This window comes from Paenibacillus sp. sg306046 (assembly GCF_059821225.1).
Genome location: NZ_JCAMRT010000009.1, coordinates 159,303 through 184,091 on the forward strand (window position 1 = coordinate 159,303; position 24,789 = coordinate 184,091).

Consider the following 24,789-nt stretch of genomic DNA (forward strand, 5'->3'; position numbering starts at 1 on the left):
ATCTCCCCGCCTCCGCCGTCTACGGATACGTCTCCGGCGGCGCATCCCGGTACGTCAGGCGCAGCTCATCGACCGCCTCCAGCACATCGGCGCCGATGGCAGAGGCCATCTGGGCGTACACCGGCTCCAGCGCCTGCTGCCAGGCGAGCCGCTCCTCCGGCGTCAGCGTATGCACGCGCATGGCGCCGGTTTGCTTTAATTCCTCCCATTGCTTCCGGTTCAGCGCGACGGCATTGCGGTTCGCCCAATGCGTCGCTTCCTCCATCGCTTCGGTAATCGCCTGCCGTTCCCCGGGCCGCAATCCGGCCCAAAATGCTTTATTCATCAGCACCCCATAGCCAAGGTACGCGTGATTGCTGATCGTTAAATATTGCTGCACATGATACAGCTTGCGTGAATAAATGTTGGAGATTGAATTTTCCCCGCCATCCACCGCACCGGATTCCATATACCGGTACACCTGGTTAAACGGGATGCGCGTCGTTGCGGCGCCGAGCTGGCGGAACTGGGCTTCGATCACCTGGCTGGGCAGGATGCGAAATGTCAAGCCACGGAAGTCGGCCGGTTCCAGGAGCGGCCGGCGGCTCGACGTCATCTGCTGGAAGCCGTTCGGCCAGAAGGCCAGCCCGATTAGGCCTTGATCGCCCAGCTTGCGCAGCAGCAGCTCGCCAAGCCGGCCGTGGAATGCATCCTGTACGGCGGCTTCGTTGGCGAAGGCAAACGGCAAGTCCATCGCCATCCATGCCGGTGCAAGCTCCGAAATGTTCGAGAAGCTCGGGGCGATCATCTGGATGCTGCCGCGCTGCAGCGCAGCGACTTCATCCGTTTCGTTGTACAAGGTTCCGTTCGGAAACAGCTGCACTTGTACGGTATCCTGCGTCTTCTCCTTGACGAGCCGGGCGAATTCCTGGGCCGCGAGTCCTTTGGGCGTATTTTCCGCGACGACAAAGCTGAAGCGAATGACCGTCTGCTCGCCGAGTCCCTGCTGCTCGTCATCGTAGATGCGCGGCGTGCTGGCAAATTGCCCGTAGAAGCCGAACCCGGCTGCGGCTGCGATGCCGACCAGGACGAACAGTGCGATCGCGAAAAAGGTTTTCATAGCTGTCTCCTTTCTAAAGCGGACGTTCCGTGCTTGCCTGTTGTGTTCAGTGTATCATATTTGTATGATGATCGTAGAAGCGGTTGGGCGGCGGGAGGGACGAGCATGTTCGGGAGCATACAGCGGCTGCGGATGAACTGGAAAATCACGATTTTGTCCTTCGGCATCGTACTGTTTGCGATCAGCATCGGCGGCATTATATTGCTCGGCCGCGTGCTGCATCTGCAGGAGGAGGAGCTGGGGCAGCGGCTGCTGGTGACGGCGCGCACCGTTGCGGGACTGCCATCCGTGGCGGCCGCGCTGGAGAACCCCCGCCGCCGAAGCGAGATTCAGCCCATCGCTGAGCGCATTCGGATCATTAATGACGCCGGATATATCGTGGTGCTCGATATGGCCGGCATCCGCTGGTCGCATCCGGTCGAGCGGCGGATTGGCGAGCGGTCGCTCAGCGAGGATGAGCATGAGGCTTTCGCCGAGCATACGTATGTGTCGAAGGCGAGGGGCGAGCAGGGGACGGCGCTCCGCGCCTTTGTGCCGGTGATGAATGCCGCGCATGACCAGGTCGGCGTTGTGCTTGTCGGACAGCTCGTACCCGGTCTGGCCGATGTGCTGGGCAAGCTGGGCGGGCAGCTGTACGTAACGCTGCTGCTGTCGCTGCTTTTTGGGGTATGGGGCTCGTGGATGCTGTCGCGGCATATTAAGGAGCAGATGTTCCGGCTGGAGCCGGAGGAGATTGCCCAGCTGCTCGTCGAGCGGACGGCGACATTTAATGCGATGCATGAGGGTGTTATTGCGATCGACAGCCGGGAGCGGGTGACGGTATTTAACGACAAGGCGAAAAGCATGCTTCACATCCAGGGCGAGGTGCTGGGCCGCCCGATTCGCGAGGTGCTGCCTGACACCCTGCTGCCGGAAATGCTGGCGCTGGATCACGGTATTTACAATGAGGAGCTGCATATGGGTCCGGTCATGATCATGAGCAACCGGGTGCCGATCAAGGTACGCAATCTCACGGTCGGGGCGGTTGCGATTTTCCAGGACCGGACTGAGGTAACGCGAATCGCGGAGGAGTTGACCGGGGTCAAGACATTTGTCGATGCGCTGCGGGTGCAAAACCATGAATATATGAACAAGCTGCACACGATCGGCGGGCTGATCCAGCTGGACCATAAGCAGAAGGCGCTGGATTATTTATTTCAGACGATTGAGGACCGGTCCGAGCGGAGCAGCTTCGTAGCCAGCAAAATCGCCGACGAAAGCGTGGCGGGGCTGCTGCTAGGCAAGATCAGCCGCGGCGCGGAGCTGGGCATTGACGTGCGGCTTGACCCGGCCAGCCGACTGCAGCAATTTCCGGAGCGGCTGGATCAGCATGATCTTGTTGTCATTTTGGGCAACCTGATCGAAAATGCCTTCGACGCACTGGTGCAGCAGACCGGTCCGCGCGAAGTATTTCTCAGTATTGCGCAGGAGGACGAGCTGTTGTCCATTCTGGTTGAGGATAACGGGCAGGGAATGAGCGCGGAGACGCGGGCGCGGATGCTGGAGCGAGGGTTTTCGACCAAGTCGGGAGCGCATCAGGGTATCGGCATGTTTCTCATCGGGCAAATTGTAGGCAAGTGCGGCGGTACGTTGGAGGTTGAATCGGAGCCGGGGGCGGGAACAAGCTTTGTTCTGACCTTCCCCATGAAGGAAAGCGAGGCGGAGCGCGATGGTGAAGGTAGTGCTGATCGAGGATGACCCGATGGTGCTGGAGGTGAATCGGCAGTTTGTCGAGCGAGTCCCCGGGTTCGCGGTAATCGGAACAGCGGGCAGCGGCCCGGACGGGCTGGCGCTGGTGCGTGAGCTTAGGCCGGAACTGGTCGTGCTCGATATTTATATGCCGGGTCAAAATGGGACCGAGGTGCTGCAGCGTATCCGCGAGGAGCAGCTGCCTGTGGACGCGATCGTCATTACGGCGGCCAATGACAGGCCGACGATCCAGCGAATGCTGCATCAGGGGGCCGTCGATTATATCGTCAAGCCGTTCAAGTTTGAACGGGTGCGCGAGGCGCTGCTGCATTATACGCTGATGAAGGCGCGGTTCGGCGCGCAGGACGTGCTAACGCAGGAGGAGCTGGATGTGCTGCTGCATGGCCCGCAGCCGACCTCCGGGCAGCAGCCGGGGGCGACGGCCGGCGCAGCTGGCGCCGACGGCGAGGCCGCGCGTGCAGCCGCTGCGAATGCGGCGGATGACCGCTATGCGCCGGTCATTCCGTCCGACCTGCCCAAAGGCTTGCAGGAGCTGACGATGAAGCAAATTATGCTGTATTTGATGCGTCAACAGACTTCGCTGTCCGCCGAGGCGGTGGCGGAAGGCGTCGGGCTGGCGCGGGTGACGGCGCGGCGTTACCTGGAGCATTTGGAGAAGGCGGGACAGGTGAGGCTTGATCTCGAATACGGCGGCATCGGCCGACCGGTCAACCGGTACCGCTGGGTGGAGCGGCGATGACGGGAGATGCGGCGCCTGTGTTCCTTCTGTTCCTTCTATAATCTTGCCGAGCCTGCGACCAAAAAGACCATAATCACCAATATGGTCTAATTCTTCACGAGCTCCTCTGGAAGCGATATCATGAGCACATGAGATGAAAGCGCTATCCAGATCAGAGGAGGTTTCCTGATGAAACTGGCAAGAAATTTAACGGTTCAGGTGCTGGTTGCCATTGTGCTTGGGATTGCGGTTGGGCAGCTGCTCCCGCAGCAGGCCGACAATTTGAAAATATTGTCCGATGTGTTTGTGAAAATGATCAAGATGGTGATTGCGCCCATCGTATTTTTTACTATCGTAATCGGCTTCTCCGGAATGGGCGATATGAAAAAAATCGGCCGGATCGGCGGCAAGGCGATGCTGTATTTCGAAGTGATTACGACGTTCGCGATGGTAATCGGCGTTGCGGTCATGCTGTTGATCCAGCCTGGCGCGGGTATGAACACAAGCGGCGTCAAGGCGGCCGATGTGGCCAAATACACGAAGCAGGCGGCTGACAGCAGCCACGGCTTCCTTGATTTTCTGACCGGCATCGTGCCGGATAATGTGATCGGCGCATTTGCGAAGGGCGATATGCTGCCGGTGCTGTTTTTCTCCGTGCTGTTCGGGCTGGCGCTTGCCGGGCTGGGCGACAAGGCGAAGCCGGTTACGTCGCTGCTGGAGAAGCTGAACGATATTTTTTTCCGCATCGTTGCGATGATTATGAAGTTTTCGCCGGTGGCCGCTTTCGGCGCGATGGCGTATACGATCGGCAAGTTTGGCATTCATTCGTTGTTTTCGCTCGGCAAAATGATGGGCTCCGTCTATGTTACGATGGCGCTGTTTATTTTCGTCGTGCTGGGCACGATCTGCCGGGTGTACGGCTTCAGCCTGATCAAGCTGCTTTCGTTTATTAAGGAAGAGCTGCTGCTTGTGTTGGGCACCTCCTCGTCGGAGTCGGCGCTGCCGCGAATTATGCAGAAGCTGGAGCGGTTCGGCGCGTCCAAGCCGGTTGTCGGGCTTGTGGTCCCGACCGGTTATTCCTTTAATCTGGACGGAACGTCGATTTACTTGTCCATGGCGGGCTTGTTCATCGCACAGGCGTATGGCATCCAGCTCGACTGGATTCAGGTACTGACGTTCCTTGGCGTGCTGATGCTGACGTCCAAAGGCGCCGCCGGCGTCACCGGCTCTGGGTTCGTCACCTTGGCGGCAACGCTTGCGGCCGTCCCGAATAACGTAATCCCGCTGGAAGGGATGGCGCTGCTGATCGGTGTAGACCGGTTTATGTCGGAAGCGCGGGCAATTACGAACATTATCGGTAACAGCGTGGCGACGATTGTGATCGCCAAGAGCGAAAACCAGTTTCATCCGGACGGTCAGCCAGAGGCAGAAGGGGTGTCAATGGCCGCGCCGCTGTCTGCATCGGAAGGAGCGGAAGCAAGCCAGCCTGCTATTACGGTTGCGGACGGCTCGCTGGAGCTTCCCGGCAAGTTCGCATAATTCGGTTAGCCATGAAATCGAGACAGGCTGTGAGTCGGGGCGGGCCAGCCGGAGATCGACTACGCTCGAGAACCGCGGGGCCGCTCCGCTTGTTGCCTGACCTTGCTGTAACCGTCCTGATTTTATAAGGCTAACGGATCGCCACATGGTCCCCGCTCCCCGCGTCGAATGGGGAGCGGGGGCCATGTGTTGTTTGGGTAAAGTTGATTTGAGCATGTATGAACCTGCCGCTGAGCGAGCTTAAAGGCAGCGACGGGAAGGAAGGCGGCGATGTTTTTAGGGGACGGTTCGGGTATGATGAAGTACATCGGCGTGCGTTGTTTCATGAACTTACCAGGCTTGGGAGGGAATCGGATGGAGGCTTATGTTGCGCTGCTGCGCGGCATTAATGTCAGCGGGCAGAAGCTGATCAAGATGGCGGAATTAAAGCGGATGTTTGAGCAGTTGGGTTTCGAAAATGTCCAGACGTATATTCAGAGCGGCAACGTGTTGTTCAGGACGGGGCCGGAAAGCTCCGGGGAGCCATTTGCACCCAGGATTCAGCAAGGGATCCAGGACATGTTTGGTTACGAGGTTTCGGTTGTCGTCCGGACGGTGGAGGACATCGCGCGGGTGATTGCGGACTGTCCATTTCCGGCGAAAAAGCTTGCTGCGGGGGAAAGCCTCTATGTGGCGTTGCTCGCACAGACGCCGACTCCGGAGGGCGTTGACCGGCTGCTTGCCTGCGGCAGCGATATAGATGACTACCGGCTCGCCCGAGAGGAAGTGTATGTGCTGTGCCGCCAAGGTTTGGGCAAATCGAAATTTTCCAACAACTTTCTGGAGCAAAAGCTCAAGGTCTCCGCGACGACTCGCAATTGGCAAACGATGAACAAGCTGGTGGAGCTGGGTCGGGCGCTGTCCGTTTAACAGGGAACCGGTGCAGGACGCTTTGCAGAAAAGAAGACGAATTTGCCAAGTACGCGAATAGGATGGTTGTACAGGGAATTAGCTGAGTTCGCACTTCCTCTGAAATAAGTGCCGCTTTCCCGCGAGCCGTATTGCCTGTGCTGCACGAGCAGTTTGACGGAAGGCCTGCCGTATGAGGCAGAAGCGATGAGGCAGAAGTGACGAGTTTAGAAGCGATGAAGCAGAAGCGGCCTATAAAGGAGCGTCAGCGATGATCGTCGATTGTGCAATTATCGGAGGAGGGCCGGCCGGATTAAATGCGGCGCTGGTGCTGGGCCGGTCGCGCCGGTCGGTGCTGCTGTTTGATGACGGCAAGCCGCGCCATGCGGTGACCCGGAAGTCGCACGGATTTATTACGCAGGACGGGATATCCCCGGCTGCGTTCCGGCAGGCGGCTCACCGCGACCTGAGCCGTTATGCCGCTGTACAGTGCCGGGCGTTGCGGATCGCCCGCGTCAGCAGGCCGCCGGCGGACGCGATGCCGTCAGCCGCTGAATCAGGTGCAAGCCGCGGCTGGCCCGGTGCGCGGGGCGGCGTCTTCAGATGGACTGCGGAGCCGCCGGGGGGCGGGTTGTTTGGGTTGACCACGGAGCAGGGGGAGCTGTACGCCGCCCGTACGCTGCTGCTGGCGACCGGCTTGCGCGAGGCGCTGCCCGCGGTTGCCGGCATCGGCGATTATTACGGCATCAGCTTGTTCAGCTGCCCGTATTGCGACGGGTGGGAGCGCCGTGATCAGCCGCTCGTGATTATTTCAGAGCAGCCGCATGCTGCACAGCTGGCAAGGACGGTGTGGCAGTGGAGCCGCGATCTGCTTGTCTGCACCAATGGCCGACGCCTGCCGGACGAGCAGCGGGCAGTGCTGCAGCAGCGCGGCATTGCCGTGTACGAGCAGCGGATTCGCTCGCTGACCGGTGAGCAAGGGCAGCTGAGCGGCCTGCTGTTGGCGGACGGCACGAGGCTTGCGCGTTCCGGCGGCTTTGTGGCGACAGCCTGGTTTCAGGCGGCGCCGTTCGGCGAGGCGCTGGGCTGCCGGTTGAACCCGCAGGGCGGCTTGATCGCCGACCGCCTTGGCCGGACCTCCGTCCCCGGCGTTTATGCGGCGGGGGATACATGCGCGCCCGCGCCATCGCAGCTGATCGTCGCAGCCGCAGAGGGCAGCCGTGCGGCGGTGGGCATTAATACCGATCTGATGCAGCTGGACGGATAGTTTGCCAACAGCAGCGGGTTCAGCCAAGTCGGAACGGAAAGCCCTGGTGCAGGATGAAGGCGGACTTGCCGGACTTGTCGATGTTGTGCGGGATACCGTTGGAGCGGCGTTGCTTGAGTGTCGGCGGGCCGCAGAACGCTACATCCGGGAGCCGGTGCCCGCACCGGCGCGGCAGCAGGCTTGCATCGTTGCCCCGCAAGCTCAGGTCGTTTTCCCAAGACGGGGTTGGCTGGCGGCGGCACGTGGGCAGTCAGCCTGTGCGAGCTGGTCGGGAAGCGCCGAGCACCCCTGCGATAATCATCACGGCGCCGACGGCATGATACCAAGCGAGCTGCTCTTGTAGAAAGACAACGCCTGCGACCATGGCGACAATCGTAGATAGCTGATTGAACGTCGTCATGCGGGCCGCTTCCATCCGGGCAAGGGTGAAGTTGGACAAGTACGCGGTCACAAACGAGGACAAAATGCCCAGGTAAGCAATCGCTCCGAGAAATGCCGGATTCGCGAGCGGCTGGAAATACGCAGTCAGCGTGCCTTCGGCGATGTTGCGCGTAATCGCCATCAGATGAAAGGTAAGGAAGCCGATCACGGTCATCGCGCAGGTCAGCTCCAGCGAGGTGAACTGCCGGGCCAGCTTGCGCGCCCAGACCGTATAGCCCGCCGAGGAAAGCATGGACAGTACAATCAGCACGATGCCGATCAGCGGAGTGCTGCCGAGGCTGCTTCCTTTCATCACAAAAATAAACACGACCCCTGCGACGGACAGCAGCAGACCCGCCAGCTGCAGGCGCGTGGTGCGCTCCTTCAGCAGCAAGGCGGCCATTCCCATGGATACAAGGGGCAGCAATGCATACAAGATACCGGCTTCCGAAGAAGAAGCATAGACGAGACCGAACGTCTGGAAGGCGAAAAACATCGCCGGATAAAGCAGCGCCAACGGCAGCAGCGGCAATAGCTCGCGGAAGCTGCCGGGAAGGCGGATACGGCCCAACAGCAGCGGAATCAAGGCGGCGATCAGCGCTACCGTGAAGCGGTGAGCGAGCATATCCAGCGGATGGGCTGCCGTCAGCCCCACCTTCACAAATAAAAAGGAAAACCCGATAATGATCGCATACAAAATAGCAGCGGCGTAAGCGGCCCGCATCGAAGCGGGTTTGGTTGCGGCTTGCATAGGAAGCGCCTCCTTTGGGCAGAAATCAGGATAAGTTGCTGTAGGTGCTGGTCACGGAAAAAATAGGAGCGTTGCCGTGGTGAATGGCCCTGCTTCTATGGTATGTCCGAACGCCGGGTGGTACAATACGATTTAAGTCAGACTGTACCGGTACAGTCAGAGATGGGGCAACACGATCATGCGGAGGGATTGCGCTGGGAAAGCACGCAAAGCACACATAACGCTTGCTAGGAAGCTTCGCCGCTAGCGGCAATCAGGACAGAGAGGAGGCGATAAACGGAAGATGCTCAAATATATGGAGCTGCTTACGGAGCTGGAAGCGAGAATCGAGGGCGGAAGCATCCCGAAGGGCGGCAAGCTCCCTTCCGTTCGTCAGCTTGCTGCGCTTCATCAGCTTAGCAAGGCAACGGTGCTGCGGGCGCTGCAGGAGCTGGAGCGGCGGCATTTGATCTATGCGGTTCCGCAAAGCGGGTACTACGTCGTCGCACAGAATCGGGCCGGGGCGGATCAAGGCCCGCCTGTAATTGATTTTGCCGCCTCGGCTCCGGACCCGGATGTGTTCCCTTACATGGACTTCAGGCACTGCATTAACCAGGCGATGGACAGGTATAAAAATGAGCTGTTTATATACGGGACGGCGAAGGGGCTGCCGACGCTGATCCCGGTTGTTCAGCGGCAGCTGGCCGCACATCAAGTATTTGCCGACCCGGCGCGCATCGTGATGACGTCCGGCGTACAGCAGGCGTTGTCGCTGCTGGTGTCGCTGCCGTTTCCGAACGGGAAAACGAACATTTTGATCGAGCAGCCCGGCTATCATCTGTTTATCGAGCAGCTGCAAACCCACGGCATCCGGGCACTGGGCATTGCCCGAAGCGAGCAGGGAGTCGATTGGGCGGAGCTGGAGCGGTTGTTTCGCGATGGGGATGTCAAGTTTTTTTACACGATCCCCCGGTTTCATAGCCCGCTGGGCGTTTCATACACGGAGAAGGAGAAGCGGCGCATCGTGGAGTTGGCGGCACGTTATGATGTGTATGTGGTGGAGGACGATTATATGGCCGATCTGGAGACGGATACGAAGGCCGATCCGCTGTTCGCCTACGATACGTCGCGCCATTCCCATGTTATTTATTTGAAAAGCTATTCCAAGATCATTTTCCCCGGTTTACGGATCGGGGCCGCCGTGCTGCCGGAGGCACTCGTTGAACCGTTTATCCGGTATAAACGGGTGCTGGATATCGACAGTCCGATGCTGTCTCAGGCTGCCTTGGAAATTTACATCAAAAGCGGCATGTTCGAGCGGCATAGGCAAAAAATCAGCCGCTCCTACCGGCGGCGGTCGGCCACTTTGCAGGAAAGTCTGGTTAAGGCAAAGGAAAGCTTGCCGTCGCAGCTGCAGGCGGGGTTTCCACAGAAGCCGCCTTATATTCACACGCATCTGCGGCTGGATGGCCTCGGCGGCAGTCCCGGCGCGTTCATCCGCCGTTTGCAGAAGCGCGGGATTAGGCTGGAGCCGATTGACTCGCACATGCTGGCGCATATGCTCCGTCCGAGTATACTCAAGCTGAACATTTCGAATGTGAAGGAACCCGATATCCGGCGGGGGATCGCGGAAATTGCCGACGCATTGCGTGCGTTGTATCGCGGGTAGGCCGCCGGGCATCGCGAAGCATGAAGCGGTGTAACTGATGGAGGGCTTCGCGGCTATGTTAGGCGATCGTATCGACTTTTGGGACACGCGGCGTAGGAAGCGACGTTAAAAGTTGGAGGGCTTTCGCTATATAGGTGATCTGTGGACTTGGACTTATGGCCTTGCGGATATAAAGCCGCGTTCCAGGAAGTCACGCAGCTCGTTGGGCGGACTGCCATGAGAGTTAATGTTGAGCGTTCAGCGGCTGCATACGGCATGACAATTAAAGCAGTCTCCCCATTCCGCTCGTGGCGGATGTGAGGAGACTGCTTTGTTTTGCCTAAGAGTGGTTAGGTCAATGCGTTGCTTTGCACCAGAGATGTCTGTTTAATAACTGCGGGGTGATCCCGGATAGTAGTTATGGTGCGACGGCTCCTTTGGAATAACGATGCTGGCGATAATGTAGACGAGCAGCGTCGTGCCGAAGCTGCACAATGCGGAAATGACCCAGATCAGCCGGATCAACGTTGCGTTAATGCCGAGCCATTCGGCCAAGCCGCCGCTCAGACCGGTTAATTTGCTGTCATAGCGGGAACGAAATAGTTTATGCATAGGAAGTTCTCCCTTCAGATTTCCGTAGTTGGCTGTTGCTTTCGATGTCTTTATTGTAAGGCAGCGAGAGCTTCCCGCGAAACGGACCTGTGACGGTGCGGATGCTGGACCTGAGGCGGGGATGACGCGGAAGATATGGAAGCAAGGCGGGAAGGTATGAGCCTCGTAGTTGGAGTTCCGGTATTTAACAGCGGCCGCATGATTGGTATGCTTCCATCCGTGACATATTACACCTATATCGCCCGAAGCTTTAATTTGAATCTACTTTCATCTATGGAGGAGTCCCGATGCTGGCGTTGTACTGTAAGGGAAGTCCGGTCACCTTTTATAGCGTCAGCACGCAGCCGACGCATCATCTGATCCCGCCCTCCTGTGGGGTTGGCACGTATTTGGAAGATATACATCCTGAATGGCAAATGTGCTGCAAGGAGCTTCCGGAGGAGCTGCGGCATGCCTGGGGAGCATCCGGCCGTCTGATCCGGGGTCGGTTGTTTAAGCTGCCGGAGGATCAGCTGCACTTTGACTGTCTGTTTCTGACGCATCACGATATCGGCACGCTGGAGATGTATGTAGCGGAGCAAAAGGCGGCAGCCGAGACGCAGGACGAGCCGTTGACCAACGGTCCCTGTGTGATGCTGGTAGAGCTGATGATTGATTTTATGAAATCGCATAGCAATGAAACGGTGTTTCCGTTTGTCGGTGAACGGCCGCTTGACGGCGCGGTCAACGGACGGGTGCTTAGCGGCTCGCTTTGGCGGACGATGGGGCATATTGCCGTGGCGATTCCGTAGCCGGGTCTGAGCGAGATGTCCAGCGCAATTTAGGATAAGAATGTCCTAATTGTGCTTAGCATCCTCTATCCTCAACCGCCGTTCCTCTCTCTATAATCTAAAGTATTCCCCGAGTAAGAGAGGATGAAGGCGCAAATGGACAGCAAGCAGCCGGTTTTGCTTACGGATGAACAAATGCAGCAGTTTATTACGGATGGATTTCTGATTTTGCAGACGGACTTTACGGAGTCGTTCCACGCCAGTTTGATGGCGCAATTAAATCACGTTTACGGAGAGGAAGGCAATCCGGGCAACAACCTGCTTCCGCGAATCCGCGAGCTGCAGAAGGTATTCGACCATCCGGTCATCACCGGCGCGCTGACGAGTGTGCTTGGCCCGGACTACATGCTTCATGCGCACCGGCATGGGCATTTTAACGCTAATCCTGTGGCGGGCGGCTGGCATAAAGACAGCTATTGGGGCTACGAGCGTATACGCAATCATCATCCGTGGTGGGCCATGATTATGTATTTCCCGCAGGATACGCCGCCGGAGCTTGGGCCGACCGGGATTATGCCGGGTACCCAAAATTACGAGTCGCGCACATTCCCTAAGGATGACACGCCCGGCGAAGCGCTGGCGAGCGGCGGGGCTGGCACCTTTGCCCTCATCCATTACGATATTTGGCATCGCTCGACGCCGAACGTGCTCGGCCATCCGCGTTATATGCTGAAGTTTGAGTTTATGCGCACGCAGGCGCCGGTCCGTCCGACATGGGATGCCAAAGGCATCGCCTGGTCGCGGCCCGCTCATCTGGCTCCGGCGCTCGCGGCGCAGCAGGTGCAGGCACATGATTTGCAGTGGGAGGAAACGTGGAACTGGCTGTCCGGCTCGATCGGCAGCATCGCAGGCCTGAGCTCCGGCGAGCCGTCCGCGATTCAGGGCTTGGCGGCGAAGCTGGAGGACACCTTTGAGCCGGATGCGTTGAATGCTGCATACGAGCTGGCAGCTTGTGGAGCAGAGGGTATACAGGCACTGCTGGAGGCGCTGCGTCACGGGCAGCCTGCCGTTTCCCGGCTGGCGGCCTACGGCTTGTCGGTGAGCGGGGAGCAAGCGGTTCCCGACTTGATCGAAGCGTTGGACGATCAGCGGGAAGCGGTCGTCATTCATGCTGCGTTTGCACTGGGCGAGCTGCGTCACGCTGCCGGGGCAGCGCTTCCCAAGCTGTCCGGCCTGCTGGAGCAGGCGCCGGTTGGTGTACGCCGCACCGTCGTTGAAGCGCTCGGCATGATCGGAGCCGGGGTGGTTGAGCAAGCTGCAGCGGCAGAGGCGGTGCAGGGGCTGCTTCGCGGGCTACAGGATGAAGATACGCAGGTTCGTTTTATGACCGGTCTGGCGCTGGCCAGACTGGGCCGTGCCGCTGAAGGAGCTGTACCGGAGCTGGAGCGGGCGCTGGACGATGAGAACCGCTACGTGCGCGCTCATGCGGCAGAAGCGCTCCGCTACATCGGCACCCCGGAAGCGCAGGATGTGCTGATCCATGAGCTATTCTGTTCGCGGTGGTGCACTACGACAACGAAGGACAACACCTTTTACCCTTAATGTGCAGTAAGCTTAAAATGCCGGTTTCCGGTCCGCGACAGCGGCCGGGGGCCGGTATTTTTTTGATGAGTTGAAGAGGTGAGAGCTCGATTTGAGGAGGGAGAAGGGGTGGGATGCAAGCTGCAGTAGGCCTCTGCCAGCCTGACGATTGCAGCCAACCTTGAGATTTGGCATGAACAAGAGCATTGCGAAGCAACGGGGGGCAGCTCGCGGAATTGGCTGGAAGACAACATCGGTTGAAATGAGTTGGTACCAAGGGAGAATGATTGTGAGATCCTGCCCTTGGTGTGATTGAAGAGGCTGCGGCTTTTTAAAATTTGGATTAGTACCTAGTTTATGGTACCCTTGTGCCATAATTGAGGAAAGTTAATAATGTTCAGAAGGGATGAGTGTTATGAAGAAAAATATTATAATGATATCTGTTATAGGTATCTTTTTGCTGATTGCAGTATCGATTATCTATAATCAGAAGCAAAATGAGAATATAAAATTAGAAAGTATCATAGGTCATGCGCTCACTATGGTTTTAAATGGCTATGATGAACTAGCCAAAAATAAAAATGAAGTTCCTTCACTTGATTCCTTAAATGCAATGAGTCTAACGCTAGTACAGATTGAGGCTTATGCGGATATCATTGATCGTACAGTGAGTTCATGGAACGTGACAAAGAAAGATATTCCATGTTGCAAAATGAAATTTCAATTTTAATTCCTTTGATATATAAAATCTACTATGTTTCCGGTTCAGAGGGAAAAGCTGCACTTGAGATACCTACGCCACAAGAAATTATGGCAGTCAAAGAAAGATTAAATAAATACGCTACTAATATGAAATAATGCAAAAAGGTCGAGCGGGATGAACCCTGCCCGACCTTTTGCTATTAAAAGCCCGCATAATCCTCGAGATTTATTGGAAAGATTAGACTTTATACAAATTGACGAATTAATTCAAAACATCGCTTCAAAGAAGTGCCGCTATATCATTAAAAGAATTTATGTAGATGGATTGAAGGAGAAAGAAGTTGCGGACGAACTTCATATATCGCAGCAGGCTATAAGTAAGTGGAAAAGGAAAGGATTGGAATGTTTGGGGAACAAAATAAAAATAGAAGATTTAATGTAGGATTGCTGGAGGGCAGTGAATGCAGACAGAACGAGATCAATTTATAACTGAGTTAATTAAACATCAAGAAGAAGACAATAAAATTAAATTTATTGAAATGCTCTTATTCTACTTTGATGAAGAGATCCGAAACATGTCTAGATTTATAAAGATGCCTAGTGAAGATGCAATACAATCCATTAAAACAGATTTCATTGAATATGTTACAAAAAATTGGTAGGCACCTAGGAGGTGCTGCTCTGCGGTAATGCGCCACGACAACCAAGAACAACATCTTCTACCCCTAACGTGCAATAAAACTTAGAATGCCGGTTTCCGGTCCACGATAGCGACCGGAGGTGACAGAAGGCGAGCGTAGGAGACAGAGCAGCTGCTCCGCCCCGTTTCCTAAGGCGAAAACGGGGACAGCTCGCGGAATTGGCTGGGGGAAAAGCCTGTATGATCCTTGAACAGCCGGGAGAAGTAGGACATCTCCAGGCCAAGCGAATCGGCGATTTCTGAAATATTCAGCCCTGACAGCGACAGCAGCTGCTTGGCCTTCTCCATACGCCGTCGGTTGACGTATTGGATCGGCGAGACGCCGGTCGTATTTTTGAACACCCGGCTCAAATAGTTCGGGTGAAAATGCGCGACCTGGGCGAGCGCCTCCAAGGTCAGATGCGCGGACAGATGCTCGTCGATATAACGGAGCACCTGGTTGACTTTGTCCAGCGAGGCGGAGGCGCCGGAACGGAACCGGACAGATCCGGCTTCGTCCAGGAAGACGGACAGCAGCTCCAGCAGCAGCGCGTTTACCCGCAAGCCTGCGCTCAGCGTGTCCTGCCGGTGCCAATCGATCAGCCGCCGGAATGTATCCTCGACTTGCGCGGGCCGGCTGATCCGCACGAACGGCGGCACATCCAGCAGCCGGAACAACGGCAGCTCGGCGGCGACGGCTGTGAAGTGGCACCAATATTTGCCGAAGGTGTCGCCTGTGGTGGTGCCGAAGGCATGCACTTGTCCGGCCGGGAGCAGGAACAGCTGGCCGGGCTGCGGATGGTACAACTGCTCGCCGAGCTTGATGAAGCCCGACCCCTCCGCGAAAAAATAAAACTTGTTAAACGACGGGGCAATATCGTCGCTGCTCCAGGTATCGGCGACCTTCGTATAAGCCGCGACGGAGAGGTCTAGCTGAACCCCGGCTATCGTTTTTTGCCAATGAACCGCTGGGTCGGCCATCATAACGGTGGATCAGCTCCTTGATGAGGTGAAATGCGAGATGCGTCGTAATAAGGCGAAGCGTCCGACACTTGCGCTGGCACGGCGATTATTAGCCAGGTAATCCGATGCCCGCATGAGCAAGCGCTTACGGTATGTCTCCTATTATAACGGATCATAGGTAATGCAGCACTTAAATCCTTCAAGTTGACAGCAGCTCCATTTCCCTTTATATTTTGATTGTCATGAATGTCAATGAAAGCGAGGGGCAACGATGTCACCACGTACCAAAGAACAAAATGAAGAAATTCGCAAGCAGCGGAAGCAAGAAATTTTGCAAGCAGCGATGCTTGTTTATGCGGAGAAAGGTTTTGCGGCATCAGAGATCGGGGAAGTAGCGGAACGGGCCAGTCTGGCGCGCGGGCTGGTTTACCATTATTTCAAAAACAAGCAAGCCCTGTTTCGTGAGTTATACGAGCATATGATGGATAAGACCGAGCGCTTTACGCAAGCTCATTTCGCACAAGAGTGTCCGTCGCCTGATCTATTCCATGGATATGCGCGTATTGTCTGCAAGCAGGTGCTTGACGAACCGGAGGTTTTTCGTTTTTACATGCGAATCAGCACGGATGTGCATGAGTTGTATACCGATGAGCCGTTCTCGCCGTTTGCATGGGTGAAAAATTTTCTGCAGACTATGGCGCAAGCTATTGAGAAGGGGATTAGCGAACGGACGATTCGGCAGGGGGACGCAAGTCTGATGGCTATGCAATTTTGGGGCGCTGTGTCGCAAGGCATGAATTATTTGGACAAGCTGAACCAAGACCTCATCTTGCAGGGAGCTTCGGAGCCAGAGAGGAAGCAGCAGCTGGAGGCGCGGCTGGAGCAAGTGATCGAGTCGGCTGCAGCTGTACTAAATACGCGAGTAGATCGTTTCGAAAGTTCGGATGTGGTGTCTGACATATGAAGCTTTGTCGCAAGAAAACACTACGGCTAGCGCACGAATGCAGCCTCGTCGAAAATGCTTCTGTACGAAGCTTTTTTTTACTTTTTTAATTGACATTCATGAAAGTCAAATACTAAAAGGAGCGATTACATGGCATTAGTAACGGTAAAAAAACAGGTTTTTGACACGTTGGAGGACGAAAGACTCGGGTGGGTATGTATGGAACCGATACTTCTCCAAATCCGGGGAAAAGATAGGTCTGTGAAAACAGAAGTGATCTCTCGGCTCACCAAGGGCCAGCAGGCTTTGTGTATGTTTCGAGTCTTGTACGATCATGCCAAAAACTCGGTCGACGAATACGCTGCGTGGATCGGATACTTGCTGGATGAACCGGGTTATTGGTCTGGAGTAACGGGTGGCTTGCGTTATTTTGGCGATACCGCGATGCTGGGCTTGCTTGAGGAAACAAAGGAGCTGCTCGAAGCCCGGAAGCGCAGACCAGATATGCCGGGGGACGGAGCTGATGCGCAAGACCTGGATCAGGAGCGTGAACGGCTCGCCGCTGTAAGCTCGTTGTTTGAACGCTTCACGGAGATCGCCCCGGATAGCTTGAAGCGAATAAGTTTGCATATCCGGTCCAATCCGCGCGAGTTTGTCCTCCTGGAAAGCTGAGTAGTCGCTGCAAGCTGATTGAACTCAGGCTGTGTGCGGTCAGACAATTGTTTCTTCCTCCATCCGCAGCTAAGGCGTTGCCGCCCGATTGACACCGTTTCGCGACTCCGATATATTTATATTATATAATTAAAATATTTAGATTTAAAATGTATAGGGAGGACGCAGCATGTTTAGTTTATTTCGGTACCTAAAGCCGTACCGGGCGGCGGTCGCGCTGGTGCTGGTGTTTATTTTGCTCCAGTCGCTGTCGGATCTGTACCTGCCAACGTTGATGGCGGATATTGTAGACCATGGCGTCGTTACCGGCGACACGCCTTACATTTGGCGGATCGGCGGCTTCATGCTGCTGGTGGCGGCGCTGGGCGCAACCTGTTCCGTGGGCGCAAGCTACTGGTCGGCCAAGGCGTCCAGCGGCTTCGCCCGCGACCTGCGCAGCCGGGTATTTGCCCATGTCGAGCAATTTTCGTTGCAGGAGTTCGACCGGATCGGCACAGCTTCGCTCATTACGCGCACGACCCAGGATATTCAGCAGCTGTACCAGGTGCTGGGCATGATGATGCGGGTTATCGTGATGGCTCCGCTGATGTGTATCGGCGGCATCGTGATGGCTGTGTCCAAGGACGCCAAGCTGTCGCTGGTGCTGATCGCGATTGTCCCGGTGCTCGGATTATTTATTTTTTTCATTTTCCGTAAGGCGGGGCCGTTGTTCAAGGCGATGCAGACGAAGCTGGACCGGCTCAGCCTGGTGCTGCGCGAGCAGCTGACGGGCGTGCGCGTTATCCGTTCGTTTAACCGGACGGAGCATGAGCAGCAGCGATTTGCCGCGTCCAACGGGGACTTGACCGAAACCGCGATCCGGGTAAACCGGATGATGGCTTCGATGATGCCTGTGATGATGCTGGTGCTCAATTTTGCAAGCATCGCGATCATTTGGTATGGCGGCATCCGTATTGATCAGGGTCATATGCAGGTTGGCGATTTGATCGCATTTATTCAGTACGCGTGGCAAATTATGTTTTCACTTGTGTTTGCTTCGATGATGTTTGTGATGATTCCGCGTGCGTCTGCCTCTGCTGTCCGGATTCAGGAGGTGCTGTCGATGAAGCCGGATATTCTGGACGGCGACGGCTCGGCGGAGGCTGCCACAGAGCGGCCTTCGGTGCAGTTCCGTAATGTCACGTTTCGTTACCCGGGTGCGGAGATGCCCGCGCTGATGGATATTTCGTTTGAGACGCGGCCCGGCGAGGTGACGGCGATTATCGGGGGCACCGGCTCCGGCAAATCGACGCTGATCCATCTGATTCCGCGCTTCTATGATGTGGAGCGTGGGCAGGTGCTGATCGGGGGCGCCGACGTGCGCAGCATGACCCAGGAAAGCCTGCGCCGCCAGATCGGATTTGTTCCGCAGAAGGCGGTGCTGTTCAGCGGCACGGTAGCGGACAATATCCGCTACGGCAACGAGCAGGCGAGCATTGATGAGGTGCGGCGCGCGGCTGAGATTGCGCAGGCGTCCGAGTTTATCGGCCGGATGCCGGAAGGCTTCCAGGCGCCGATTTCTCAAGGCGGAACCAACGTGTCCGGCGGACAAAAGCAGCGGCTGGCGATTGCCCGCGCACTGGTGCGCCGTCCGGCCATCTACGTGTTCGACGACAGCTTCTCGGCGCTTGATTTGAAAACCGATGCCAAGCTGCGCGCGGCGCTGCGGCCGGAAACGGCTGACGCCTGTGTGCTGATCGTCGCTCAGCGGGTGAGCACGGTGATGGACGCCGACCGGATTCTGGTGCTGCATGAGGGACGACTGGTTGCGGAGGGCACGCATCGCGAGCTGCTGCAGTCCTCGCCGGTGTACCGCGAAATTGCAGCTTCCCAGCTGAAGGAGGAGGAAAGCGCATGAGTGATAGACCAAGCACGACCTCGATGAAACAAACGGCGTCCGATTTCGCAGCTGGCGATCGCACAGGCGGCTCTCCGGCTTCGTCAGGCAAAACGGGAGGCTCTGGCGGCCCCGGTCCGGGCTTCGGCTTCGGTCCCGGCCGCGGCGGCCCGGGCATGATGGGTCCGGCCCAGAAGGCGAAGGACTTCAAGGGTACGCTGCGCCGGCTGGCGGGCTATCTCAAGCCGCATCGGCTGTCGCTTGGCCTTGTGCTGGCCGCGGCGGTGCTGAGCACGATATTTTCCATCGTCAGCCCGAAGATTATGGGGGACGCGACAACAAAGCTGTTCGAAGGCATGATGGCCAAGGTGAAGGGCGTGCCGGGCGCGGCGATTGACTTCGGGTATATCGCCAATATTTTGCTCGTACTGGCGGGCTTGTATATCGTCAGTGCGTTGTTCGGCTATGTGCAGCAATATGTGATGGCCGGCGTCTCGCAGCGGATTGTCTACGATCTGCGAGCGGCTGTCAACGGCAAGCTGGCGAAGCTGCCGCTTACGTATTACGATGCCAGGCCGCATGGCGAGACGCTCAGCCGCGTAACCGGCGATATTGAAACGATCAGCAGTACGCTGCAGCAAAGCTTGACACAGCTTGTTACCTCTGTGGTAACGCTGGTCGGGGTCGTCGTCATGATGCTGACGATCAGTCCGCTGATGACGCTTATTGTCATCGTAACGCTGCCGCTCAGCTTCGTTGTGATCAAGGGCGTGACGAAGCGTTCGCAGCAGCATTTTCGCACATTGCAGCAGTCGCTCGGCCAACTAAATGGACACGTCGAGGAGATGTACACCGGGCATACGATTGTAAAGGCCTTCGGTCATGAGCAGAGGTCCATCGAGAAGTTCGACACAATCAACGGCCGGATGTATGATGCCGCATGGCGGTCGCAATTTATTTCCGGCGTCATTATGCCGCTGATGGGCTTTGTCGGCAACATCGGTTATGTGTTCGTGAGCGTCGTGGGCGGTGTACTGGTCATGAAGGGCACGATCCGGATCGGGGATGTGCAGGCGTTTATCTCGTATTCGCGCCAGTTTTCCATGCCGATCAGTCAAACGGCGCAAATCGCCAACATCATTCAATCGACCATTGCCGCCGCCGAGCGCGTGTTCGAGCTGTTGGATGAGCAGGAGGAGACGGCGGACGCGCCGCCACAGACACGGACAGCAAACGTTGCGTCGATGGGCGAGGTTCGGTTCGAGCATGTGGACTTCGGCTACAAGCAGGATGCTCTGCTTATTCAAGATATGAATCTGCTCGTCCGGCCAGGGCAAACGGTGGCAATCGTAGGGCCGACTGGCGCAGGCAAGACGACGCTGATTAATTTGCTGATGCGTTTCTATGAGCTGAACGGCGGCCGCATCCGAATCGACGGCGTCGATATTACGAGTCTGCCGCGGCATGAGCTGCGCAGCCAGCTCGGAATGGTGCTGCAGGATACGTGGCTGTTCAATGGCACGATTCGCGAAAATATTGCGTATGGCCGCGCCGGGGCGACCGAGACGGAGGTAGTGGCCGCAGCTCGGGCTGCCTATGCGGATCATTTTATACGCACGCTGCCGGACGGCTACGAGACGAAGCTGAATGAAGAGGCGTCCAATATTTCACAGGGGCAAAAGCAGCTGCTGACCATCGCCCGGGCGATTCTCGCTAACCCGCCGATTTTGATTCTCGACGAAGCGACCAGCAGCGTGGATACCCGTACGGAGGCCCACATCCAGCAGGCGATGAACGAGCTGATGCAGGGACGCACGAGCTTCGTCATCGCCCACCGGCTATCCACGATCCGTGACGCCGATCTGATTCTGGTTATGAGCCAAGGCACAGTCATCGAGCAGGGTACCCATGACGAGCTGCTGGCGGCGGGCGGCTTTTACGCGGATCTGTACGAAAGCCAGTTCAGCGCGAGTCGGCCTGCAGTGTAGCGCACAGAGGAGCGTACGTAGGCAGGGCCCGTAGCAGCCGGGAGAGAGCGAAGGCAGGGCGTTTTGTGAGGGAGGGTCGAGCTGAGCGACTGTCTTGGCCCGGAATATAGGTTGCGCAGGCGAGAAGGGTCGTCGTAATCTTGTGCGGCGCATGATATACTAAACGGCAACGAACGTATGTTTTGGGCGGGCAGGTGAATACGATGACGACGGAGGTCGGCATTTCGGTCAGAGCCTTTGTTGAGTACGCTTATATGAGCGGCAGCATCGAAGCCGGGTTTCGTACGATGACGACGCTGGCTGAGGGGACGAAGGCGCATCAGGCTATTCAGCAAACGTATGAACAACCGGACCGCAAGGAGGTGCATCTGGACGGAACGGTGGAGCACGGCGAGCTGACGTTCCGGCTGGAGGGGCGCTGCGACGGGCTGCGCTTCGCAGGAGAGCAGGCTATTATTGAAGAGATCAAGTCTACCTCGGGCGACTTGAGCCGACTGACGGAAAATTCCCATCCGGTCCACTGGGCTCAAGCGGCTTGCTACGCGTATTTGTACGCGGTGCGTGAAGGCTTGACAGTCATGCGGCTGCGGCTCGTTTACGTGCAGACGGGGACCGGGGAGCAGCTCCGCTTCGAGCGGGAAGCGGACATCGAAGCGCTGGCTGCGGAGCTGCAGCGGTATGCTGAGGCTTATGCGCCGTATGCCCGGCTGCAGCTTGATCATGTGCAGCAGCGGGATGCGAGCATCAAGCAGCTGGCGTTTCCGTTTCCCGCCTACCGGAGCGGGCAGCGGAAATTTGCGGGCGCGGTGTACACGGCGATTGCGCAGGACAGTCGTTTATTTGCCCGCGCCCCGACCGGAACGGGTAAAACGATGTCCACGCTGTTCCCGGCCGTGAAGGCGATCGGCGAAGGGTTGCTCCAGCGCGTATTTTATTTATCGGCGAAAACGTTGACCCGTACGGCGGCAGAGGAAGCGCTCGCGCTGTTAAAGGCGGGAGGCTTACGCCTGCGGTCCGTTACGCTGACGGCGAAGGACAAGATTTGCTTTCAGGAGGAAACGCGCTGTGACAAGGAATTTTGTCCATTTGCCGACGGTCATTATGACCGGGTGCAGGCTGCGCTGCTTGATCTGCTGACCCATGAGACATTGATCACGCGGGAAACGGTGGAGCGATACGCTCGCAGGCATATGGTTTGCCCGTTTGAGCTGTCGCTGGACGCCGCCTATACGGCCGATGCCGTGCTGTGCGATTACAATTACATTTATGATCCGCGCGTTTATCTCAAGCGCCAATCGGAGGAGCAGAAGCGGCAAGCCGTGCTGCTTGTCGATGAAGCGCATAATTTGGTGGACCGCGGCCGGGACATGTATTCGGCGGAGCTGACGAAGGCGCCGTTTCTGGCGCTGCAGCGTGCGTACAAAGGTGTAAACGCCGCGGTATACGAGGCCGCCAAGGCGGTGAATGCTTGTTTTATCGCCTGGCGCAAAGCATGCGCCGCAGCCGATGCAGGGGTTGGTTGGGCCGCGGCAGACGGTATAGGGCGGGAGCTGTTGCCTGCTTCTGGAGCTCGTGGGATGACCGGTTTAACGGCCAGATCAGCCGAGACGGCCGGAGCAACGGAAGCCACGGGAAAGACCGGAGCCACAGGAGCAATAGTTAGCTCAGCGGGCGCATCAGCCAAGCATTGCGTTCACGGAGAGCCGCCGGAAGAGCTGGGCGTATGTGTGGAGTCGTTTATTCAGGCGGCGGAGCGGGAGTTGTCCGGACCCGGTACGGGTGAGTTGCGGCAGCTGCTGTTGGATACATACTTCGCCTGTCAGCGGTACAGCCGCGTGCTTGATACGTATGACGAACGGTTCGTGACGCTGACCGAATGGTCGTCCGGGGGCGTGCGGCTCAAGCTGCTATGTCTCGACCCGTCGGCGCTGCTGCGCCAGATGGCCAAAGGCTACCGGTCGCAAATTATGTTCTCGGCCACTTTGTCCCCGCTAGGGTATTACCGGGACATGCTGGGCGGCGAAGCGAATGATTACGCAGTGACAATTCCGTCGCCGTTTCGCAAGGAGCAGCTGGCGGTCGGACTGCTGCCGCTGTCTACGCGTTATAAAGATCGCGAGGCTTCGAAGGCCGTCATTGCCGAGGCGCTGCATACGTTAATTGGGGAGCAAAAGCCAGGCAACCGGCTCGTTTTTTTTCCTTCTTATGCGTATATGAACGAGGTGCTGGCTTGCTTCGCAGAGCAAAGCTGCCCGTCCGTTCACCTGCTCGTGCAGCATGGCGAGATGAGCGAGGAGGAGCAGGCGGCCTTTCTGGCGGAGTTTCAGGCGGGACGCGACAAGCCGGTGCTTGGATTTGCCGTGCTGGGCGGTATGTTTGCCGAGGGTATTGATTTGACCGGGGAGCGGCTGACGGGGGTGGCGGTCGTCGGAGTCGGAATGCCGCAGCTTGGCCCGGAACGGGACGCGATTAAGTCGTATTTCGATCGTACAGGTAAAAACGGGTTCGATTACGCGTATGTTATTCCCGGCATCAACAAGGTGCTGCAGGCGGGGGGACGGCTGATTCGGACGGAGCATGATTATGGTGCGCTGCTGCTGATCGACGACCGTTACCGACAACAGGCTTACCAGCGGCTGCTGCCGGAGGAGTGGAAGCCGCTGAAGCTTGTCCGCGAGCTGCTGCCCGGCAGAAAGACGGGGGTGCCGAAAACTTCGCCCATTGTCATCCAACATATAGAATGAGTGTAGTATACCTAGGAAATCCACTAGGGGCGCCGTCGATGGCTGAGATAAAGCGTTACGCTTTGGTCCCTTTGAACCTGATCTGGGTTATGCCAGCGTAGGAAAGTGGGAAAGTGAGTTCATCGCACAACAAGGATGTCCAGGGAACGGAGCTGTAATTGGCCGAGTGGACATGCTGTTGTCAGCGTATGTTTGCACCTTCAACCGCTTCTTCGATGGAGCGGTTTTTTGAATGTCAAGCGCAGCAGCCGGACGGCTGTCTGCCGGCCGCTTGCCGTTCATGTCCAGACGAGACGGGTCCGCCGCAGGCGGGCGCAGCCGTTGGTGTTGCCTGCTTATCCTCCGCTTCCGGCCTCGCTCCGCGCGGCGATACGGAGGCGTACGAAGGGCGTTCGACAAGGCCGGCGGATGACGGCTTTGGTTCGGCGGCAACGCGGGCTGAGCGGGGGGCGGAGCCATTTCCGGCGTCGGCGCGGCCGCGGCGGGCGAAGCCGGGGCGCAACGTGTCGCAGCTGCATTATGCGCGGATACGATTATGGATTTGTCGACGGGGAAGCATGTTCATACGACACGCGAATGGATCATTCGAAACTCCCCGGTTCCGGTCGGGACGGTTTCGATCTATCAGGCGCTGGAGAAGGTGAACGGCAAGGCGGAGGGGTTAAGCTGGGAAGTATTCCGCGATACGCTGATCGAGCAGGCGGAGCAGGGCGTGGATTACTTCACAATTCATGCGGGCGTGCTGCTCCGTTATATTCCGTTGACGGCCCAGCGGGTGACGGGCATCGTTTCGCGCGGCGGCTCCATTATGGCGGCCTGGTGCTTGGCTCATCATAAGGAAAACTTTCTGTACACGCATTTCGAGGAAATTTGCGAAATTATGAAAGCTTACGGCGTTTCGTTTTCGCTGGGTGACGGGCTTCGTTCCGGCTCGATCGCCGATGCAAATGACGCTGCGCAATTTGCGGAGCTGTGGAGTCGGGCTCCTTGTCTCGTGTATGTCCATATCCAGTAGACATGTGTCTTTTGCTCAGTGGACATTGCTTCGTCAGTTCTCCTGTTGCTCACATGTCCAGATCTAGATGTTGATGGGTTATATACTGCTAGATATGGATTTCTAGCTCGGCTATACGTAGATCGTGATCATGTCCCCTTATGTCCGCCTTTTAAAAGACAAAGTTCTGTAAACGTCCTCTCTCAG

Annotated in this window: 20 protein-coding genes, 1 pseudogene and 1 riboswitch; of the genes and pseudogenes, 17 read left to right on the forward strand and 4 right to left on the reverse strand. The window is 57.1% G+C overall.

Features of this window, described 5'->3' with window-relative positions; translation table 11 throughout:
* Nucleotides 1-19: 19 nt before the first annotated feature.
* On the reverse strand, nt 20-1,099 hold the full coding sequence (locus AC6ROY_RS11780; protein WP_500100620.1) for a DctP family TRAP transporter solute-binding subunit: 1,080 nt from the start codon (nt 1,097-1,099) through the stop codon (nt 20-22).
* A 105-nt stretch (nt 1,100-1,204) separates the two neighbouring features.
* Between AC6ROY_RS11780 and AC6ROY_RS11785 the strand changes: the two genes are divergently transcribed.
* The 5 genes from AC6ROY_RS11785 (at nt 1,205) to AC6ROY_RS11805 (ending at nt 7,260) form a co-directional block, all read left to right on the forward strand.
* Nucleotides 1,205-2,836 carry an ATP-binding protein gene (locus AC6ROY_RS11785; RefSeq protein WP_500100621.1) on the forward strand — a complete coding sequence of 544 codons (1,632 nt, stop codon included), beginning with the start codon at nt 1,205-1,207 and terminating at the stop codon, nt 2,834-2,836.
* The gene (locus AC6ROY_RS11790) at nt 2,808-3,587 is read left to right on the forward strand and encodes a response regulator (protein WP_500100622.1); all 780 of its coding nucleotides are present in this window, start codon (nt 2,808-2,810) and stop codon (nt 3,585-3,587) included. Before AC6ROY_RS11785 ends, AC6ROY_RS11790 begins: the two co-directional genes overlap by 29 nt.
* Nucleotides 3,588-3,755: 168 nt before the next feature.
* Nucleotides 3,756-5,105: a dicarboxylate/amino acid:cation symporter gene (locus AC6ROY_RS11795; RefSeq protein ID WP_500100623.1), complete on the forward strand. Its 1,350-nt coding sequence runs from the start codon at nt 3,756-3,758 to the stop codon at nt 5,103-5,105.
* 354 nt (nt 5,106-5,459) lie between these two features.
* Entirely contained in the window at nt 5,460-6,014 is a 555-nt protein-coding gene (locus AC6ROY_RS11800) for a DUF1697 domain-containing protein (protein WP_500100624.1), read from the forward strand.
* 250 nt (nt 6,015-6,264) lie between these two features.
* Nucleotides 6,265-7,260 carry an NAD(P)/FAD-dependent oxidoreductase gene (locus AC6ROY_RS11805; RefSeq protein WP_500100625.1) on the forward strand — a complete coding sequence of 332 codons (996 nt, stop codon included), beginning with the start codon at nt 6,265-6,267 and terminating at the stop codon, nt 7,258-7,260.
* 250 nt (nt 7,261-7,510) lie between these two features.
* On the opposite strand, the gene AC6ROY_RS11810 is transcribed toward AC6ROY_RS11805, so the two are convergent.
* Complete coding sequence (locus AC6ROY_RS11810; protein ID WP_500100626.1) at nt 7,511-8,431, reverse strand: DMT family transporter; 921 nt, start codon at nt 8,429-8,431, stop codon at nt 7,511-7,513.
* 283 nt (nt 8,432-8,714) lie between these two features.
* On the opposite strand from AC6ROY_RS11810, the gene AC6ROY_RS11815 reads away from it, so the two are divergent.
* Nucleotides 8,715-10,079, forward strand: a complete 1,365-nt coding sequence (locus AC6ROY_RS11815; protein WP_500100627.1) for an aminotransferase-like domain-containing protein — start codon at nt 8,715-8,717, stop codon at nt 10,077-10,079.
* A 366-nt stretch (nt 10,080-10,445) separates the two neighbouring features.
* Here AC6ROY_RS11815 and AC6ROY_RS11820 read toward each other — a convergent pair whose 3' ends face one another.
* Entirely contained in the window at nt 10,446-10,670 is a 225-nt protein-coding gene (locus AC6ROY_RS11820; RefSeq protein ID WP_500100629.1) for a PspC domain-containing protein, read from the reverse strand.
* A gap of 287 nt (nt 10,671-10,957) precedes the next feature.
* On the opposite strand from AC6ROY_RS11820, the gene AC6ROY_RS11825 reads away from it, so the two are divergent.
* From AC6ROY_RS11825 to AC6ROY_RS11845, 5 genes are all read left to right on the forward strand, one after another.
* The gene (locus AC6ROY_RS11825) at nt 10,958-11,461 is read left to right on the forward strand and encodes a hypothetical protein (RefSeq protein ID WP_500100630.1); all 504 of its coding nucleotides are present in this window, start codon (nt 10,958-10,960) and stop codon (nt 11,459-11,461) included.
* A 135-nt stretch (nt 11,462-11,596) separates the two neighbouring features.
* Nucleotides 11,597-13,042, forward strand: coding sequence for a HEAT repeat domain-containing protein (locus tag AC6ROY_RS11830; RefSeq protein WP_500100631.1), 1,446 nt, complete (start codon nt 11,597-11,599; stop codon nt 13,040-13,042).
* Between the two features lie 394 nt (nt 13,043-13,436).
* The gene (locus AC6ROY_RS11835) at nt 13,437-13,751 is read left to right on the forward strand and encodes a hypothetical protein (RefSeq protein WP_500100632.1); all 315 of its coding nucleotides are present in this window, start codon (nt 13,437-13,439) and stop codon (nt 13,749-13,751) included.
* Between the two features lie 147 nt (nt 13,752-13,898).
* Nucleotides 13,899-14,165, forward strand: coding sequence for an RNA polymerase sigma factor (locus AC6ROY_RS11840; protein ID WP_500100633.1), 267 nt, complete (start codon nt 13,899-13,901; stop codon nt 14,163-14,165).
* Nucleotides 14,166-14,184: 19 nt separating this feature from the next.
* A complete protein-coding gene (locus tag AC6ROY_RS11845) occupies nt 14,185-14,385 on the forward strand; it encodes a helix-turn-helix domain-containing protein (RefSeq protein WP_500100634.1) in 201 nt (66 codons plus the stop codon).
* A gap of 167 nt (nt 14,386-14,552) precedes the next feature.
* On the opposite strand, the gene AC6ROY_RS11850 is transcribed toward AC6ROY_RS11845, so the two are convergent.
* The gene (locus AC6ROY_RS11850; RefSeq protein ID WP_500100635.1) at nt 14,553-15,386 is read right to left on the reverse strand and encodes a helix-turn-helix domain-containing protein; all 834 of its coding nucleotides are present in this window, start codon (nt 15,384-15,386) and stop codon (nt 14,553-14,555) included.
* Nucleotides 15,387-15,636: 250 nt separating this feature from the next.
* Here AC6ROY_RS11850 and AC6ROY_RS11855 point away from each other — a divergent pair, with 250 nt between their 5' ends.
* The 6 genes and pseudogenes from AC6ROY_RS11855 to AC6ROY_RS11880 all read left to right on the forward strand — a co-directional run.
* Nucleotides 15,637-16,329 carry a TetR/AcrR family transcriptional regulator gene (locus AC6ROY_RS11855; RefSeq protein WP_500100636.1) on the forward strand — a complete coding sequence of 231 codons (693 nt, stop codon included), beginning with the start codon at nt 15,637-15,639 and terminating at the stop codon, nt 16,327-16,329.
* Between the two features lie 291 nt (nt 16,330-16,620).
* The gene (locus AC6ROY_RS11860) at nt 16,621-16,980 is read left to right on the forward strand and encodes a hypothetical protein (RefSeq protein WP_500100637.1); all 360 of its coding nucleotides are present in this window, start codon (nt 16,621-16,623) and stop codon (nt 16,978-16,980) included.
* Between the two features lie 169 nt (nt 16,981-17,149).
* On the forward strand, nt 17,150-18,877 hold the full coding sequence (locus AC6ROY_RS11865) for an ABC transporter ATP-binding protein (RefSeq protein ID WP_500100638.1): 1,728 nt from the start codon (nt 17,150-17,152) through the stop codon (nt 18,875-18,877).
* Between the two features lie 155 nt (nt 18,878-19,032).
* Nucleotides 19,033-20,844: an ABC transporter ATP-binding protein gene (locus AC6ROY_RS11870; RefSeq protein ID WP_500100669.1), complete on the forward strand. Its 1,812-nt coding sequence runs from the start codon at nt 19,033-19,035 to the stop codon at nt 20,842-20,844.
* A gap of 203 nt (nt 20,845-21,047) precedes the next feature.
* Nucleotides 21,048-23,588, forward strand: a complete 2,541-nt coding sequence (locus AC6ROY_RS11875; RefSeq protein WP_500100640.1) for a helicase C-terminal domain-containing protein — start codon at nt 21,048-21,050, stop codon at nt 23,586-23,588.
* 15 nt (nt 23,589-23,603) lie between these two features.
* Nucleotides 23,604-23,709: riboswitch (TPP riboswitch) on the forward strand.
* A 402-nt stretch (nt 23,710-24,111) separates the two neighbouring features.
* Nucleotides 24,112-24,561, forward strand: a pseudogene (locus tag AC6ROY_RS11880) (phosphomethylpyrimidine synthase ThiC); the annotation flags it as partial.
* Nucleotides 24,562-24,789 lie beyond the last annotated feature (228 nt).